This window comes from Streptomyces sp. CBMA291, assembly GCF_014596525.1.
Taxonomy (GTDB): domain Bacteria; phylum Actinomycetota; class Actinomycetes; order Streptomycetales; family Streptomycetaceae; genus Streptomyces.
The window spans coordinates 70,254-86,532 of sequence record NZ_MSJP01000110.1; the positions used below are offsets into that span (position 1 = coordinate 70,254).

Sequence of the window (16,279 nt, forward strand, 5' to 3'; positions counted from 1 at the left end):
TCACATGTCCGGCAGCGCCATCGGGTTGGCCAGCTGCTGGATGGCGGTCGCGTCCGCGGCTCCGCTGTAGACGCGGACCTCGTCGATCACGCCGCCGAAGTACTCGCTGCCGCCGCCGAGCGCGGAGCGGCCCACCTGGAGGCCGCCCGTGGCCGCCCACAGCGTGTTGTCCGTGCCGTACGCGGTGGAGTCGAGCTGTCCGTCGACGTAGAGGCGGATCTGGTTGGCGACCGCGTCGTACACCACGGCCAGGTGCTGTCCGCCCGCGTCGCCGTTCGGAAGCCGCTGGGAGTCGGTGAAGGTCTTCACCCGTGCGGAGGTTCCGTCGCTTTCGGCGACGGCGAGTTCCCACTTCCCCGCCTGTAGGTCGGTGGCGTAGCGGTAACGCAGCGAGATCCGGTTGGCCTGGGCACCGGGCAGCGACAGCACGGTCTGCGTCTTGGTGGAGCCGAGCGAGGCGACCTGCACCCGGGCCGAGAGGGTGAAGCTGGACGCACCGGTCACGGGGGCCGAGGCGGTGAAGGCGTAGTTCGTCGCACCGTCGAGCTGCAGGTGTCCCTTGCCGACCATGGGGCGTTCCTTGGCGGAGAACGGGTCGTCCCACTCCTCCTGGGTGAGGGTGTAGAGCTTGGTGCCAGTGGCGAGCTGGAGCGGCTGCCCGTCCTGCGTGTCCTGGGAGAGGCCGGCGTTCTCCGCGTCGAGTTGCCAGTAGTTCTTCCGGTTGGGTTTGACCGTCATCATCGAGGCGACCTGCGGTGCGGTCACCACGCGGTCGAAAAGGCGGACTTCGGCCATGTCTCCCGTGAAGTGGGCGCGGTAGCCGGTCTTGTCCGTGGCGCGGCCGATCTGGAGCGGCCCGTACGACTCCCAGGTCGAGCCTCGCCGGGCGGTGCCCTTGACGTCCTTGTTGACGTACAGCTTCATCTCCGACGTGGCGGCGTCGTAGACACCCGTGAGCAGGACCCACTCGTTGGGGACCACGCTGATGCCCGAGGCGACCGCCTTCCACTCGCCGAGGGGATCTCCGTTGACCACCGGCATGGAGAACGCCCAGGTCCTGGCGGTGTGGTCATAGTCGAGGACGAATGCCGCCGGGGTTCTGCGCGAGTTCCGTGATCTTCCTCGGCTTGTTGTTGTAGCTGATGGACAGGTAGGCGTTGCCGCAGACTCGCTTCCACTCGGGGAGCCGGGTCTCGTCGGCGGCACGGAGTCCGAGGGTCAGCGTCGACCAGCTGTCCGCGGCGGCCGCCGCCACGGTGTTCGTCAGGTCGCCCCCCACGCCGGATTCGAAGTGCAGGTTCGCCTGACCGGTGCAGCTGGTGGGTGAGATCGCCTTGTCGACGGTGCCGATGTGGTCGGCCCAGGCGTTCTGGGTGCTGGACCAGCTGGTCGCGGACGTGAGCGGGTAGTTCTTGCCCCCGACGCGGTAGAGCCGGATCGGTTCGGCCGTGGGAGTGGCGCTGTAGATGTGCTCGACCCGGGCGGAGAACGTCGCGCCGAGGATCTGCTTGCCGGCGTAGTAGGAGACCGGCATGGAGAACAGCACCCGTCGGACGCCGACGCCGTTGCAGGACACCGGGTTGTAGTCCGTCGGGCAGCGGCCCACACCGGCGCTTCCGGAGTACTTCCAGTCCTGCTCGCCCGGCATGCCCGACATGATGCCGGACCAGCCGCTCGCGGTGGCGGGCCGCTGGATCGGGTCGATGACGACCGGGAAGACGGTGTCCTCGCCCTGGAGCAGGCTCTGGTCCGGCGTCAGGGACAGCTTGCCGTCGCCGACGGGCAGTTCCATCTCGGAGGTCTTGCCGCCACCGCCGGGGCCTTCGAGGGAAGGCGCGAGAGCGAGGGACCGGGCCGGGGCCGCCTTGGTGGTGGACGGCGTGCCCGCGGTCTTGGCGTCGGCTGCTCCGGCCGCCGCTTCGCCGACGGCGGCCGAGTCCCACATGACGGGCCTGCCGGATTCGAAGACGGTGCCCCCCACCGCGGCGTCCTCGGCCTTGAGCCCGCCGTTCGCGCCGACGGTGACCTTCAGGCCTTCCGTCGTGAGGCCGAAGTCAAGCTGCGTCAGCCGGGGGTCGTCCGCCGCCTCGGGCGTCTTGACGACGAGCAGATGGGCGAAGCCTTCCGTCTCGGCGCGGACCGTCAGGTCCACGCCGGGCAGGGCGTCCGGGTACGTGGCCGACTCACCGTGCAGAACGGGTGTGGGCAGAGCCCCGTACGGCCAGGTCAGAGCCAGGGTGCGGCCTGCCTTCTCCATGGTGACGAACGGCTCGCCGGCCGCTCCGTCGGAGAAGACGAGAGGAGTCGCGACGGCCTTGGGGGCCATGCTGCCGTCGCCCCTGCGGACCAGGGTCCTGTCGATGTCGACCCACGCGCCGTCGCGGAGCGTGCGGACCGGTTCCGTGTACTCCCGGGCGGTGAAGGTGCCGTCCGGCTGGGCGAAGATCTCGCGGCGCGCCGTGCGCAGGCCGAGTACCTCGATCTCCTTGTCGCTGTTCCTGGCGGCCGCGAGGGCCTCCGCCTCCGTCTGCGCGGGGGCGTCCGAGCCCACCACGGCCTGGGCCGGTGCTGCGGCGCTCCCGCCGACCGGGCCTCCCTGTGACAGATGGGGCAGTCCGATCAGCACGGCGCCCGCGAGGGCTGCCGTGACCGTCCCGCGCAGCGCGGTGCCGCGGCGTCCACGTCCGGACATGCGCCGGGTCTCCTCGTCGCTCATCAGCGCACCACCGATCCGAATGCGGTGTCGCCTGCGGGAATTCCACCTTGGCCGGGCTTGAGGGTCTGGATCGGGGATCCGCCGGTGGTCACGTTCCAGGAGAAGGTGTGGACGGCGTGGCTTCCCGAGGGTCCGTACGGCATGCCGACGTGGAGTCCGCCCGTCGAAGCGCCGATACCGAAACCGGCCATTTGGCCTGTGGCCGGTTCGCCGGGAATTCCCGCTCCGGGGGCGATCCAGGCGTCGGAGGCACCTGCCGCCCCGATCAGCGGAATGATGTGGACTCCGCCGGTGTCCCGGGCGTCGTCGCCCGTCTCTTCGCCGGGCACGCCGATGGCGAGCCGACTGGTCGTAGCGGAACTGGTCGCGTTCGGCGTGGTGTTGATGGCAACGAGACGTTGCCCGAAGAGGTCGCCCGCCTCGCTCTCCTCCTCGACGTCAGCCGAGTTCTGGTCGACCCACATGGTCTCACTGAGCGTGCCCGCCGTGGTGATCCGGAACACCTGCACGGCTCCGGCGTCCAGGGTCGTGGACAGGTCTTCACCCGGTACGCCGACGGCGAGCAGCGACTCGGTGGTGCTGGTGGCGCCGTTGTGCCGGTACGGCACCATCGCCAGTGCCGTGGCGAAACCGTCACCGGGCTCCTCGACCCCGGCGATGATGGCCTGGTCCTGCCCGAGGCCGAGGAGCGGCTGGGGGTAGCCCGAGACCTGCGTGTGGGTGAAGACGGCACCACCGCCGGCGAACGGGGCCGAGCCGATGGACTCGCCGGGCGCGCCGATCGCGAAGTGGTTCGGAGTGGAGGCGAGGGAGGCCCCGAAGCGGTCGTCCGGTTCCACGACGCCGGGGACTTCCGCGCCGATCGCGGTGTCCTGCGAGATGCTGACGACCTTCTGGGCGACACCGTGGATGTAGACGGCGAGGCCCGCGTCCTCGTTCGTGCCGATGGACTCGCCGGGCACACCGGCGATCAGGAAGGGTTCACCGGCGGCCGTCTTGCCCGCGGTCAGCGCGTAGCCCAGCCAGTCGCCGGGTTCCGTCGCACCGCTGATGGTGCTGCCCGCCGCCTGGGAGTGCTCCTTGACGGCCTTGCCCGCGTTGAGTCCGGAGGGAGAGCCGTAGACGATGTGGATCCAGCCCGCGTCGACGACGGTGGACAGGTCTTCGTAGGGGCTGCCGACAGCGAGGTCGGCGCAGCCGTCGAGGTCGGCGTCGTAGACCGCGAGGGCGAAGCCGTACTGGTCGCCCGCCTCCGAGGCGCCGGGTACGCCGCCGACGCCCTGGACGAGTTCCAGGGTCCCCTTGCCACCTCCGTAGACGATGGTCACCTTGCCGGCCCTCGGCACCGTGCCGATGGTCGCTTCGGGGTCGCCGATCGCGGTGTCGCGGATGCCGTCGCCGTTGAAGTCCGACTCGACGCCGGAGCAGCCGGCCGCGCCGTCCGCGGTGGCCGCGGTGGCGGTCGGCACGATGCCGAGGCTGGCCAAGGTCAGGACGACGGCGCTTGTGACGAGCCCCGTTCGTCGTCGGAACATCCGCCCTCGCGGACGTATGGGGCTGCTCACTGGAGTGGTTCCTCTCGTGGTGCTGAGTGATGGCCGCCGAGTCCGGGCGTGTGGGGGAAAGAGAAGGGCGCACGGACGGCCGGCGGGGCTTCGGAGATCTGGTTCGGCGCGGTGTCCGTCGACGACTCCAGCGCATGGGCACGTGCCCACGCGCTGGTCGTGGCAGGGGAGGGCGTGTCCTTCCGGTCCGTAAGGACGGGTCAGCGATCTTCCGGCATGTCCGAGGCGGGCCAGAGCGGCAAGGACGCAGTGGGGTCCCCGATCGGGGAGCCCTGGGACAGCGCTGTCTCAAGCGTCGCCGGAGCACGCTCGTGTGGTGCCGAATACGCCATTTCCCGCCCCTGTGTCCCTGCCGGCCGTGCGACTACGCGGTCGCGTGTACGGCCAGGCGAATTCCCCATCAGGGTGACCGGAGAGTGTGTACGACGTGCCCCCCGGCACGGCTTCCCCTCACCCTGAAAACGAGACTGGAGCCTAAGTGGAATATGAAGATCCAGCAAGGTTTTCTTTAAGAATCCATCACTTGGCAAATATGGCCAATGTGCTCCTCTTCGGGGCGAGTTGACTCCTGATCGGATAGAGAATTCCGTCACTGCCGCAGCCAGGTCCCCGCCGGGTCACCCCAGGACTGACGGATGCCGGGACGTGACACCGGACGGCTCGATAGAGTCGCTCACCACCCTCCGCACAGCTCGGCGGGGGACAGTGCGGCGTCCCGCACCGGCCCCGCCAGGGCCGGTCCGGCCCTGGCGGAGAGCCAGCCCCGGCCGCAGGGGCTTCCCGGAGAGATGAGAGGGTCTAGCGGGTGAGTGAGACACCACCAAACACCCTGCAATACCGCGTGGACGGCCCCGACGACGCGCCCGTCCTGGTCCTCGGGCCCTCCCTGGGCACCACCTTCCACATGTGGGACCGGCAGATCCCCGAACTCACCCAGGACTGGCGGGTCGTCCGGTTCGACCTTCCCGGGCACGGTGGCGCGCCCGCACTGCCCTTCAGCTCCGTCGCCGAACTCGGCGACCGGCTGCTCGCCACCCTCGACGCGCTCGGCGTCCAGCGCTTCGGCTACGCGGGCTGCTCCCTCGGCGGCGCCGTCGGCCTCGACCTCGCCCTGCGCGCGCCCCACCGGGTCGCCTCCCTCGCGCTGGTCGCCACCTCGCCCCGGTTCGGCACCGCCGACGAGTTCCGCCAGCGCGGGGTCGTCGTCCGGGCCAACGGCCTGGAGCCGATGGCCAGGACCGCGCCCGAACAGTGGTTCACCCCGCTCTTCGCCGGAGCGCAGCCCGCCATCGTGGACTGGGCCGTGCAGATGGTCCGCACCACCGACCCCGCCTGCTACGTCGCCGCCTGCGAAGCCCTCGCCGTCTTCGACGTCCGGGCCGCCCTGGACCGGATCGGCGTGCCCGTCCTCGTCCTCGTCGGCTCGGAGGACCAGGTCACCGGGCCCGCCGAGGCCCGCACCCTCGTCGCCGGCATAGCCGACGCCCGGCTCGCCGTCGTCCCCGCAGCCTCGCACCTCGCCCCCGTCGAGCAGCCCGCCGCCGTGACCGATCTGCTCGTCGAGCACTTCGCCGGGACCGCGCCCGACACCAGCGGCCCGCTGACGCTGCCGCCGCTGCCCGCCGTCCCCGTGGCCGCGCCCGCCCCGGCTCCCGAGCCCACCGAGGAAGGGCGGCCCGACCCGTACGAGCGAGGGCTCTCGCTGCGCCGCGAGGTCCTCGGGGACGCCCATGTGGACCAGGCCCTCGCCGACGACCCGGACGGGGGCTTCCAGGACCTCCTCACCCGGTACGCCTGGGGCGAGGTCTGGAACCGGGACGCGCTCGACCGGCGCACCCGCAGCGTCGTCACCCTCACCGCGCTCATCGCGGGCGGCCACCGCGAGGCCCTCGCCGTCCACACCCGCGCCGCCCTCCGCAACGGTCTGTCGGCGGCGGAACTGCGCGAGATCGTCCTCCACTCGGGTGTCTACTGCGGCTTCCCGGCCGCGGAGACCGCGCTCGGCGTGGTCGCTCGCGTCGTCGAGGAGGAAACCAGGCCCCCGGCGTAGCCTGCCCCCGTGAAGCTGACGAAGAAGTCCCACGCCTGCGTACGGCTGGAGAAGGACGGCCGGACGCTCGTCCTCGACCCCGGCATGTTCACCGAGCAGGACGCCACCCTCGGGGCCGACGCCCTGCTCGTCACCCACGAGCACCCCGACCACTTCGACGAGGGACGGCTGCGGGCGGCCCTGGAAGCCGATCCGGCCGTCGAGCTGTGGACGCTGAGGAGCGTCGCCGAGCGGCTCTCGGCGGCCTTCCCCGGCCGGGTGCACACGGTCGGCCACGGCGACGCGTTCGCGGTGGCCGGATTCGACGTACGGGTCCACGGCGAACTGCACGCCGTGATCCACCCGGACCTCCCGCGCGTCACCAACGTGGGCTTCCTCGTCGACGGAGCCGTCTTCCACCCCGGGGACGCGCTCACCGTGCCGGACAGCCCGGTCGACACGCTGCTGCTCCCCGTCATGGCGCCGTGGAACAAGGTCTCCGAGATCGTCGACTACGTCCGCGAAGTCCGGCCCCGCCGGGCCTACGACATCCACGACGCCCTGCTCACCGATCTCGCCCGGCCGATCTACGACCGGGTGGTCGGCGAGCTGGGCGGCGCCGACCACCGCAGACTGGCCCCGGACGCCTCCGTGGAAATCTGAGCGGCCGCGAGGGGCCGGAGGCGGCGCGCTCCGGCCACGGCGGGCGCCGGTTGTCGGACCCCGCACGTAGGCTTGCGGACATGCGCATCGCCACCTGGAACGTCAATTCCATCACCGCCCGGCTCCCCCGACTCCTCGCCTGGCTGGAGAGCACCGGCACTGACGTGCTGTGCATCCAGGAGACCAAGTGCACCGCCGAGCAGTTCCCCACCGAGGAGCTGCGCGCCCTCGGATACGAGTCCGCGGTCAACGCCACGGGCCGGTGGAACGGCGTGGCCCTGATCTCCCGCGTCGGTCTGGCCGACGTGGTCACCGGACTGCCCGACGGCCCGGAGTACGACGGGGCGCAGGAGCCCCGGGCGGTCTCCGCGACCTGCGGCCCGGTCCGCGTCTGGTCGGTGTACGTGCCGAACGGCCGGGAGGTCGACCACGAGCACTACGCCTACAAGCTGCGCTGGCTTGAGGCGCTGAAGGCGGCGGCGGCACAGGACGCGGCGGGGGAGCGCCCCTTCGCGATCCTCGGCGACTACAACATCGCGCCGACCGACGACGACGTCTGGGACATCGCCGTCTTCGAGGGCGCCACGCACGTCACCGAGCCGGAGCGCGCCGCGCTCGCCGGGTTGCGCGAGACGGGGCTCACCGACGTGGTCCCGCGCCCCCTCAAGTACGACCACCCCTACACGTACTGGGACTACCGCCAGCTCTCGTTCCCGAAGAACAAGGGCATGCGCATCGATCTGGTCTACGGCAACAAGCCCTTCGCCGAGGCGGTCACCGACAGCTATGTGGACCGGGAGGAGCGCAAGGGCAAGGGCGCATCGGACCACGCCCCCGTCGTGGTCGACCTCGACGTGTAGCACCGAGGGGGTGGCCGGCCTCGGCACGTGGCTTCGGTACGCGGCCTAGATACACGGCTTCGGTACGCGGCCTTGGCACGAGGTTTCGGTACGCGGTTTCGCGGTCGGGGTCGGTCACGACACGCACCTCGGCGGTCGTGGCCGACCTCGATACGTACCGGCGTGGTCGTGGGCGGTCACGACGCGCGGCGCCGCTCCCGTTCCGGTACGTGGCGAAGACCACGGTCCGTCGGCCGTGGTGATGTCCGCGCGCCGGAGGGGGGCTCAGGGGGCGGGAATGCGACGCTATTGAGATGAACATCCCTTTTCTGGACAGCTGGCGCAAGCGGCATGCGTCGGAGTCGGCCGGCTCTCCCCTGGCCGTGGCTTTCGACCGCGACCCCGAAGGGGCGGGTGAGCTGCTGGGCGAGTGCGCGCTGCTGCGCGACCGGGTGGCCCGGTCGGGGGTGGAACTCGACGACACCCCGCGCTCCCTGCGGGAGCTGGACCAGCTGCCGCCCCGCTGGCGCGACGACCCCGAGGAGCTGCCCTGGGTGGGGAACGACGCAGGGCTCTACCTCGGCACGGTCATCGTGCGGAACGTGCCGGGCGCGCGCTGGGAGGTGTGGCCCGGCGGCGGTCCGGTGGTGCGGCTGGCCTCCGGGCGCGAGGTCCAGGTCGTCGAGGCGGGTCTCGACTGGGCGATGACGGGCTCGCCGGAGCTTTCCCAGGTGTACGCGGAGGCGGCCGAGCACTGAACCCGGCGGGCCCGTCCACGCCACCCTTCCGCAGTAAATACGGCTTATTGGGGTTTCATGCGTGTCGACCTGGAAGTCCCATTTGCGGTGGATAGTTTGCGCTGACTCGACACCGCTGAGAAATGGGGCAGAGCAGCGTATGGCCGTCGTCGATCCGCTGATCGAACTGCGTGGCGTCAACAAGCACTACGGCACGTTGCACGTCCTCCAGTCCATCGACCTCACCATCGGCCGGGGGGAGGTGGTCGTCGTCATCGGCCCCTCCGGCTCCGGCAAATCCACCCTCTGCCGGGCGATGAACCGGCTGGAGAGGGTCGAATCGGGCGAGATCCTCATCGACGGGCAGCCGCTGCCCGAGGAGGGCAAGGCGCTGGCCCGGCTCCGCGCCGAAGTCGGCATGGTCTTCCAGTCGTTCAACCTCTTCGCGCACAAGACCGTCCTCGCCAATGTCTCCCTGGCGCAGATGAAGGTCCGCAAGCGCAAGAGGGAGGAGGCCGACCGGCGTTCGCGCGAACTCCTCGAACGGGTGGGACTCGCCGCACACGCCGAGAAGTACCCGGCCCAGCTCTCCGGCGGCCAGCAGCAGCGCGTCGCCATCGCCCGCGCCCTCGCCATGGACCCCAAGGCGCTCCTCTTCGACGAGCCGACCTCGGCCCTCGACCCGGAGATGATCAACGAGGTCCTGGAGGTCATGCAGCAACTCGCCCAGGAGGGCATGACGATGGTCGTCGTCACCCACGAGATGGGCTTCGCCCGCTCGGCGGCCAACCGGGTCGTCTTCATGGCCGACGGGAAGATCGTCGAGGACCGTGCGCCGGAGGACTTCTTCACCGCCCCGCGCAGCGAACGCGCCAAGGACTTCCTCTCCAAGATCCTCAAGCACTGAGGGGGCCGGGACCATGCAGCGTACGCACCGCGCCCTGACCGTGCTCGCCCTGCTCCTCGCCATGGCGCTGACCGGCGGCTGTGGCCGGGAGGGCAGCCCGCCCGTCAAGGGCCCCAAGCCCGACCAACTTCCCGTCTACCACGTGGACACCTCCTTCACCCTGCCCGATTCCCCCACGTGGCGACGGGCGAAGAAACGCGGCCGGCTGATCATCGGCGTCAAGGAGGACCAGCCGTACATGGGGGAGAAGGACCCCGCCACCGGCGAGTACTCCGGCTTCGACATCGAGATCGCCCGGATGATGGCCGCCTCCCTCGGCTTCGACCCGGCCGGCATCGACTTCCGCACCATCGCCTCGGCCAACCGGGAAACCGCCCTCCAGAACGGTCAGATCGACTTCTTCGTCGGCACCTACACCATCAACGAGAACCGCAAGAAGCTCGTCGGCTTCGCCGGGCCCTACTACATGGCCGGCCAGTCCCTCCTGGTCCGCACCGACGAGAACGACATCCACGGACCCGAGGACCTGGCGGGCCGGCGCGTCTGCTCGGCCGCCGGATCGACCCCGTACCAGCGGATCGCCCGGGACTTCCCGAAGGCCGAACTCGTCGCCTACGACAGCTACTCGGTCTGCGTCGACAACCTGCTGACCTATCAGGTCGACGCGGTGACCACCGACGACACCATCCTCATGGGGTACGCGGCCAAGGCACCCGGCGAACTCAAGGTCGTCGGCAAGCCGTTCTCCAAGGAGCCGTACGGCATCGGCGTCCCGCGCGAGGACAACGCGCTGCGCTTCGCCCTCGACGACGCCCTCCTCCACCACCAGGAGAACGGCGACTGGCGCAAGGCCTTCGAAGCGACCCTCGGCCTCTCCGGGGCACCCGCCCCGAAACCGCCCCCCATCGACCGCTACCCGGCGAGCTGACCGGAGGAACTCCCCATGGACGTCCTGACCGACAACTTCTCGCTCTACGGCAAGGGATTCCTCGGCACCGTCGAACTCACCGTCTACTCCTCGGTCCTCGCCCTCGTGCTCGGCTTCGTCATGGCCTCCTTCCGGGTCGCCTCGGTGGCCTCCTTCCGGGCCTTCGGCACCGTCTGGGTCACCGTCCTGCGCAACACCCCGCTGACCCTGCTCTTCTTCGCCGTCATGCTGGGCCTGCCCCGCTTCGGACTCGTGCTGCCCTTCGAGCTGTTCGCGGTCCTCGCGCTCGGCTGCTACACCTCGGCCTTCATCTGCGAGGTGCTGCGCTCCGGCATCAACACCGTGCCGCGCGGCCAGGGCGAGGCGGCCCGCAGCCTCGGCATGACCTTCGCCCAGACACTCGCCACGGTCGTCCTGCCCCAGGCCTTCCGCACGGTCATCCCGCCGATCGGCTCCACCCTGATCGCCCTCGCCAAGAACTCCGCCATCGCAGGGGCGTTCAGCGTCACCGAACTCCTCGGCACCTACAAGACCCTCAGCGAACTCGGCTACAACATCATCTGGACCTTCGTCTGGATCGCCGTCGGCTACCTCATCATCACCCTCACCATCAGCGCCCTCTTCCACTTCATGGAGAAGCGCTGGGGAGTCGCCCGATGACCGAGTCCACCGCCCTCTACGACATCCCGGGGCCCCAGACCCGCAAGCGCCACCGGCTCTACAGCGTCCTGTCCATCGCGGCCATCCTGGCGCTGGCCGGCTGGGTCCTCTATCTCCTCTTCGTCAACGACCAGTTCACCTCGACCAAGTGGTCTCCCTTCCTCTACAAGGGCATCCAGCACCTGCTGCTCGACGGCCTCGTCAACACCCTCAAGGCCTTCGCCTACGCCTCGGTGCTCTCGCTCGTCCTCGGCGCGCTCCTCGCCACCGGGCGCCTCTCCGAACACCGCCCGGTGCGCTGGGTCTCCGCCCTGCTCGTCGAGTTCTTCCGCGCCATGCCCGTCCTCGTGATGATCTTCTTCATCTTCGTGGCGCTCAAGGTGCAGCCGCTGCCCGCGCTCGTCGCCGGACTGACCCTCTACAACGGATCGGTCCTCGCGGAGGTCTTCCGCACCGGCATCCACTCCGTCGAACGGGGCCAGGGCGAGGCGGCGTACGCGCTCGGCATGCGCAAGACCCAGGTCATGACCTTCGTCCTGGTGCCGCAGGCCGTCCGCGCGATGCTCCCCGCCATCATCAGCCAGTTGGTGGTGGCCCTCAAGGACACCTCGCTCGGATTCCTCATCACCTACGAGGAGTTCCTGCATGCGGGCAAGCTGATCGCCTCCAACCTGGACTACGACCTTCCCTTCATCCCGGTCGTCATGGTGATCTCCCCGATCTACATCGGGATGTGCATGCTGCTCTCCTGGCTCGCCACCTGGGTGGCCAGGAGGGAGCGGCGCAGCCTGAAGACCAAGGCCGTCGAGGTCGCCCCGGCCGAACCGGAGACGCTGCTGCCGGGCACCCGGTAGCGGCGGCCGGGCGCCCACCCGCCCGGCGGCAGCCGGTGATCACTCCTTCCATGGGGGTCCCGCCCGTACGACGGGCCGTGACCAGGGGGGAGGAGAAGGTCAGCTGCGCGCCGGTCGGGTAGTGCTCGGCGGAGCGCGGGGCGGCGGCGCCGGTGACCGGGTGGCCCCGTGTGACGGCGGGGAACCGGAAACGGGCGTCCGCTCCGCCCCGACGCCGGCGAGACGCCCTCGCTCCCGGACCCGCGCCATGGAGGCACCCGCGCCCCGGACCGGCACCACGGAGGCATCTTCGCCCCCGGACCCGCATCGTGGAAGCGCCCCCGTCCCCCCCGACCCGCATCACAGGAGACGTCCCCGCCCCCGACCGGCATCATGGAGCCGTCTTCGTCCCTGCTCCGGTCCCGATGGGGAGGCATGGTGGAAAGCACCCGGGCACAGCGCCCGCAGGACGGCCCGAGCGGCCTCCCCGACGTCTTCGACCCCCGCGTCCACGCGTCCGGCATCCCGCACGAGCGCTTCCGCTTCCTGCGCGACCACGCCCCCGTCGCCCGGCAGGAGGAACCGGGCATCCTCGGCTGGCCCGCCGGACCCGGCTTCTGGGCGGTCACCCGGCACGCCGACGTCGTCCGGGTGCTCAAGGACTCCGGCACGTACTCCTCCTTCCTCGGCGCCACCCAGATCCGCGACCCCGCCCCCGCCGACCTGCCGTTCATCCGGCGCATGATGCTCAACCAGGACCCGCCGGGCCACGGCAGGCTGCGGCGGCTCGTCAGCCGTGCCTTCACCCCCGGCCGCGTCGGGCGCTTCACGGACACCGCCCGCGCACGGGCCCGAAGGCTCCTCGCCGACGCGATCGACACCGGTGCCGGGGAGAGCGTCGATCTCGTCCGCACCGTCACCGACGACTACGCCCTGCTCAACCTCGCCGATCTGCTGGGCGTCCCCGCCTCCGACCGGGAGCTGCTGTACGCCTGGACCGAACGGGTCATCGCCTACCAGGACCCCGACGAACCCCCCGTCCGCGACGCCCGGGGCCGCCCCGTCGACCCGCGCTCACCCGCCATGCTCGCCGAGATGTTCGGCTACGCCCAGGAACTCGCCGCCCACAAGCGGGCCCACCCCGCCGACGACGTCATGAGCGTCCTCGCCGCCTCCGAACTCGCCGACGCCGAACTGGAGATGTTCTTCTTCCTGCTCACCGTCGCCGGGAACGACACCGTCCGCGCCGCCGCCCCCGGTGGACTCCTCGCCCTCGCCGCGCACCCCGGCGAACAGGCCCGCTGGTGGCGCGGCGAGGTCGGTGCGGGGACACTCGTGGACGAACTCCTGCGCGTCCACCCGCCCGTGCTCTCCTTCCGGCGCACCGCGATCCGCGACACCGAACTGGCCGGACAGCCGATCCGGCGCGGCGACAAGGTCGTCGTCTTCCACGCCTCCGCCAATCACGACGAGCGCGTCTTCGCCGACCCGCACCGACTCGACCTCGCCCGCGACCCGAACCCGCACGTCTCCTTCGGCGACGGACCGCACGTCTGCCTCGGCGCCCACTTCGCCCGGCTCCAACTCCGCGTCCTGTACGAGGAGATGCGAAGCGCCTGCGGCGGGATCGAATCCGCCGGACCGCCCCGTCGGCTGGTCTCCAACTTCGTCAACGGCGTCAAGTCGCTGCCCGTACGGCTGCGGGAGCCGTCCGGGCCGCCTCGGTGACATCGGCCACCAGCTCCACCACATCGGGGCCGTACGCCCCCGAGTTCACCACCTTGAGCAGCAGCACGAAGGAGGCGGAGCGGTAGCGGCGCGCGAGCCGCTCGCAGTGGCGGGCCAGATAGCGGGTCGCCGCCTGGTTGGTGATGGCCCGCTGGCCGCAGAAGAGGAAGACCGGCCGGCAGTCCTCGCCCGCCATGAGCCGGGCGAGGATCACGTACTCCTCCGTCCCGGGAACCATCAGGTAGCGCTCCGAGCCGATCAGGAACGACGCCTGGTCGGGCCCCCGCTCGGCGTCCACGTTCACGGTGAGCCCCGGCAACAGAGTCCCCAGGTGAGCGGCGGTGCGTCTGTTCGACCCGGGGCCCCCGAGACACAGCTCCGTCCGGTCGCCGAAGCCCTGGCGCGCCTCGTCGTGCGGGACGATGCGGGCGTGCGCGCCGCACTCCTTCACGAGCGAGCAGAGTTCGAGCAGCGCGAAGACGTCGAAGCGGTGCACCGAGCCGCTGCTGCCGCCCGGCTCCCTGTTCACCACGAGCAGGCATTCGGAACCCCCCGGCAGACCGAGGAAGTCCCGCTTGCGCCGGAGCCTGCGCCGCCAGGAGTACGTACGGCCAAGCCACCCGAACGACGCACTGACCCCCGTCGCGAGGACCCCGAGCACGATGTTGCGCAGGTCTTCGTTCATGGGCGCGCATGCTAGCGGGGAACGCCACTCCGTTCGAGGCGGTCCTGACGTGAGGGGCCCCGGGAAGTTACGCTGCGCGGACGGTCGTTGACTGGAGGTAGGGAATGCGTCGCTCCGCCGCTGGAAAAGTCTCCGTCGCTGGAAGGGTCTCCTCCGCAGGGAAGTTCTCCGTCGCTGGAAGGGTCTCCGTCGCGGGGAAGGTCTCCGTTCTCGCCGTCGCCGCGACGATGCTCTCGATGGGCACCGCCGCCCCGGCCTCCGCCCCGCCGGGCGCCCCGCCCGCCCCCGCCAAGACACCGGTCGCCGTGGGGTACGGCGGCGCCGTCGCCAGCGTCGACGCCGACGCCTCCGCCGCCGGGGTGGAAGTGCTCCGCAAGGGCGGCAACGCGGTGGACGCCGCCGTCGCCGTCGCGGCGGCCCTCGGTGTCACCGAGCCCTACTCGGCGGGCATCGGAGGCGGCGGCTACTTCGTCTACTACGACGCCAGGACCCGTACGGTGCACACCGTGGACGGGCGCGAGACCGCCCCCCGCTCCGCGGACGCCGGCCTCTTCACGGAGAACGGCGCCGCCATCCCCTTCGAGGAGGGTGTGACCAGCGGCCTCGGCGTCGGCACCCCCGGCACCCCGGCGACCTGGCGGACCGTCCTCGACGCCTGGGGCACCAGACGTCTGGGCACCCTGCTCGAACCCGCCGAGCGACTGGCCCGGGACGGCTTCGTCGTCGACCCCACCTTCCGCAACCAGACCGCGAACAACGAGGCGCGCTTCCGCGACTTCCCGGCCACCGCCGCCCTCTTCCTGCCCGGCGGCGAGCTGCCCGTGGTCGGCTCCCGCCTGAAGAACCCCGATCTGGCCCGTACGTACGAGAAGCTGGGCCGGGAGGGCGTCGGCGCCCTCTACCGGGGCCCGCTCGCCCGGGAGATCGTCGACACCGTCCGCAAGCCCCCGGTCCGCGCGGGCGCCACCCGCAAGGTCCGCCCCGGCGATCTGACGGAGCGCGACCTGGCCGCGTACAAGACCCTCTTCCGCGAGCCCACCCGGGTCGGCTACCGGGGGCTCGACATCTACGGCATGGCGCCGTCCACCTCCGGTGGCACGAGCGTCGGCGAGGCCCTCAACATCCTGGAGCGCACCGACCTCTCCGCCGCCTCCGAGGCGCGCTATCTGCACCGGTACATCGAGGCCAGCCGTATCGCCTTCGCCGACCGGGGGCGCTGGGTCGGCGACCCGGCCTTCGAGCCGGTGCCCACGCGCGGACTGCTCTCCCAGCGGTTCGCCGACTCCCGGGAATGCCTGATCCGCGACGACGCCGTCCTCACCAGCCCCCTCGCGCCCGGCGACCCGAACAGCCCGGTGCCCTGCGCGCCCGGCGGGACGGCCGCACCGACCACGTACGAGGGTGAGAACACCACGCACCTCACGGTCGCCGACAAGTGGGGCAACGTCGTCGCCTACACCCTCACCATCGAGTCCACCGGCGGCAGCGCGATCACCGTGCCCGGCCGGGGCTTCCTGCTCAACAACGAGCTGACGGACTTCTCCTTCACCCCGGCCAGCCCGGCCGTCCACGACCCGAACCTGCCCGGACCCGGGAAGCGGCCGCGCTCCTCCATCTCCCCGACGATCGTCCTCGACGGACACGGAAAGCCGGTCCTCGCGCTCGGTTCCCCGGGCGGCGCGACCATCATCACCACGGTCCTCCAGACCCTCACCGGCTTCCTGGACCGAGGACTGCCGCTCGTCGACGCGATCGCCGCGCCGCGTGCCAGCCAGCGCAACCAGTCGACCACCGAACTCGAACCGGCCCTCTGGAACAGCCCGGTCAGGGCCGAACTCGAAGCCATCGGGCACGGTTTCCGGCTCAACCCGGAGATCGGCGCGGCGACGGGCGTACAGCGCCTGCCCGACGGACGCTGGCTCGCGGCGGCGGAACCGGTCCGCAGGGGCGGCGGCTCGGCGATGGTGGTGAGGCCGGCGGGACGGTAGG

14 protein-coding genes are annotated in these 16,279 nt (G+C 71.0%); 10 read left to right on the top strand and 4 right to left on the bottom strand.

Features of this window, described 5'->3' with window-relative positions; translation table 11 throughout:
• Genes BU197_RS27070 through BU197_RS27075 form a run of 3 tightly spaced genes read right to left on the bottom strand, consistent with a single transcriptional unit; the run spans position 1 to position 4,185 of the window.
• Positions 1-1,041: a LamG domain-containing protein gene (locus BU197_RS27070; protein ID WP_223182659.1), complete on the bottom strand. Its 1,041-nt coding sequence runs from the start codon at positions 1,039-1,041 to the stop codon at positions 1-3.
• A 28-nt stretch (positions 1,042-1,069) separates the two neighbouring features.
• Positions 1,070-2,692 (bottom strand): hypothetical protein, encoded by a 1,623-nt coding sequence (locus BU197_RS30830; protein WP_223182658.1) that lies wholly within the window; start codon positions 2,690-2,692, stop codon positions 1,070-1,072.
• Positions 2,693-2,715: 23 nt separating this feature from the next.
• Positions 2,716-4,185 (bottom strand): FG-GAP repeat domain-containing protein, encoded by a 1,470-nt coding sequence (locus BU197_RS27075; protein WP_188270933.1) that lies wholly within the window; start codon positions 4,183-4,185, stop codon positions 2,716-2,718.
• 901 nt (positions 4,186-5,086) lie between these two features.
• Between BU197_RS27075 and BU197_RS27080 the strand changes: the two genes are divergently transcribed.
• The 9 genes from BU197_RS27080 (at position 5,087) to BU197_RS27120 (ending at position 13,605) form a co-directional block, all read left to right on the top strand.
• Complete coding sequence (locus tag BU197_RS27080; RefSeq protein ID WP_188270934.1) at positions 5,087-6,331, top strand: alpha/beta fold hydrolase; 1,245 nt, start codon at positions 5,087-5,089, stop codon at positions 6,329-6,331.
• Positions 6,332-6,340: 9 nt separating this feature from the next.
• Positions 6,341-6,973, top strand: a complete 633-nt coding sequence (locus BU197_RS27085; protein ID WP_188270935.1) for an MBL fold metallo-hydrolase — start codon at positions 6,341-6,343, stop codon at positions 6,971-6,973.
• A gap of 80 nt (positions 6,974-7,053) precedes the next feature.
• Positions 7,054-7,833 carry an exodeoxyribonuclease III gene (locus BU197_RS27090; protein WP_188270936.1) on the top strand — a complete coding sequence of 260 codons (780 nt, stop codon included), beginning with the start codon at positions 7,054-7,056 and terminating at the stop codon, positions 7,831-7,833.
• Between the two features lie 293 nt (positions 7,834-8,126).
• On the top strand, positions 8,127-8,570 hold the full coding sequence (locus tag BU197_RS27095) for a DUF6278 family protein (RefSeq protein ID WP_188270937.1): 444 nt from the start codon (positions 8,127-8,129) through the stop codon (positions 8,568-8,570).
• Positions 8,571-8,709: 139 nt separating this feature from the next.
• Positions 8,710-9,456: an amino acid ABC transporter ATP-binding protein gene (locus tag BU197_RS27100; protein WP_188270938.1), complete on the top strand. Its 747-nt coding sequence runs from the start codon at positions 8,710-8,712 to the stop codon at positions 9,454-9,456.
• Positions 9,457-9,469: 13 nt separating this feature from the next.
• On the top strand, positions 9,470-10,384 hold the full coding sequence (locus BU197_RS27105) for a glutamate ABC transporter substrate-binding protein (RefSeq protein ID WP_188270939.1): 915 nt from the start codon (positions 9,470-9,472) through the stop codon (positions 10,382-10,384).
• Positions 10,385-10,399: 15 nt separating this feature from the next.
• Positions 10,400-11,044 carry an amino acid ABC transporter permease gene (locus BU197_RS27110; RefSeq protein WP_188270940.1) on the top strand — a complete coding sequence of 215 codons (645 nt, stop codon included), beginning with the start codon at positions 10,400-10,402 and terminating at the stop codon, positions 11,042-11,044.
• On the top strand, positions 11,041-11,898 hold the full coding sequence (locus tag BU197_RS27115) for an amino acid ABC transporter permease (RefSeq protein WP_188270941.1): 858 nt from the start codon (positions 11,041-11,043) through the stop codon (positions 11,896-11,898). Before BU197_RS27110 ends, BU197_RS27115 begins: the two co-directional genes overlap by 4 nt.
• Positions 11,899-12,312: 414 nt before the next feature.
• Positions 12,313-13,605: a cytochrome P450 gene (locus BU197_RS27120; protein WP_188270942.1), complete on the top strand. Its 1,293-nt coding sequence runs from the start codon at positions 12,313-12,315 to the stop codon at positions 13,603-13,605.
• Here BU197_RS27120 and BU197_RS27125 read toward each other — a convergent pair.
• On the bottom strand, positions 13,556-14,290 hold the full coding sequence (locus BU197_RS27125; RefSeq protein WP_188270943.1) for a hypothetical protein: 735 nt from the start codon (positions 14,288-14,290) through the stop codon (positions 13,556-13,558). The two genes, BU197_RS27120 and BU197_RS27125, sit on opposite strands and share 50 nt — an antisense overlap.
• A 227-nt stretch (positions 14,291-14,517) precedes the next feature.
• Here BU197_RS27125 and ggt point away from each other — a divergent pair, with 227 nt between their 5' ends.
• Positions 14,518-16,278 (top strand): gamma-glutamyltransferase, encoded by a 1,761-nt coding sequence (gene ggt, locus BU197_RS27130; protein ID WP_188271010.1) that lies wholly within the window; start codon positions 14,518-14,520, stop codon positions 16,276-16,278.
• Position 16,279 lies beyond the last annotated feature (1 nt).

Coding starts and splice junctions, on each gene's coding strand:
- BU197_RS27100 (WP_188270938.1), top strand. CDS start 8,710: ATGGCCGTCGTCGATCCGCTGATCGAACTGCGTGGCGTCAACAAGCAC.
- BU197_RS27110 (WP_188270940.1), top strand. CDS start 10,400: ATGGACGTCCTGACCGACAACTTCTCGCTCTACGGCAAGGGATTCCTC.
- BU197_RS27120 (WP_188270942.1), top strand. CDS start 12,313: ATGGTGGAAAGCACCCGGGCACAGCGCCCGCAGGACGGCCCGAGCGGC.
- ggt (WP_188271010.1), top strand. CDS start 14,518: ATGCTCTCGATGGGCACCGCCGCCCCGGCCTCCGCCCCGCCGGGCGCC.
- BU197_RS27090 (WP_188270936.1), top strand. CDS start 7,054: ATGCGCATCGCCACCTGGAACGTCAATTCCATCACCGCCCGGCTCCCC.
- BU197_RS27125 (WP_188270943.1), bottom strand. CDS start 14,290: ATGAACGAAGACCTGCGCAACATCGTGCTCGGGGTCCTCGCGACGGGG.
- BU197_RS27115 (WP_188270941.1), top strand. CDS start 11,041: ATGACCGAGTCCACCGCCCTCTACGACATCCCGGGGCCCCAGACCCGC.
- BU197_RS30830 (WP_223182658.1), bottom strand. CDS start 2,692: ATGTCCGGACGTGGACGCCGCGGCACCGCGCTGCGCGGGACGGTCACG.
- BU197_RS27070 (WP_223182659.1), bottom strand. CDS start 1,041: ATGCCGGTGGTCAACGGAGATCCCCTCGGCGAGTGGAAGGCGGTCGCC.
- BU197_RS27105 (WP_188270939.1), top strand. CDS start 9,470: ATGCAGCGTACGCACCGCGCCCTGACCGTGCTCGCCCTGCTCCTCGCC.
- BU197_RS27095 (WP_188270937.1), top strand. CDS start 8,127: ATGAACATCCCTTTTCTGGACAGCTGGCGCAAGCGGCATGCGTCGGAG.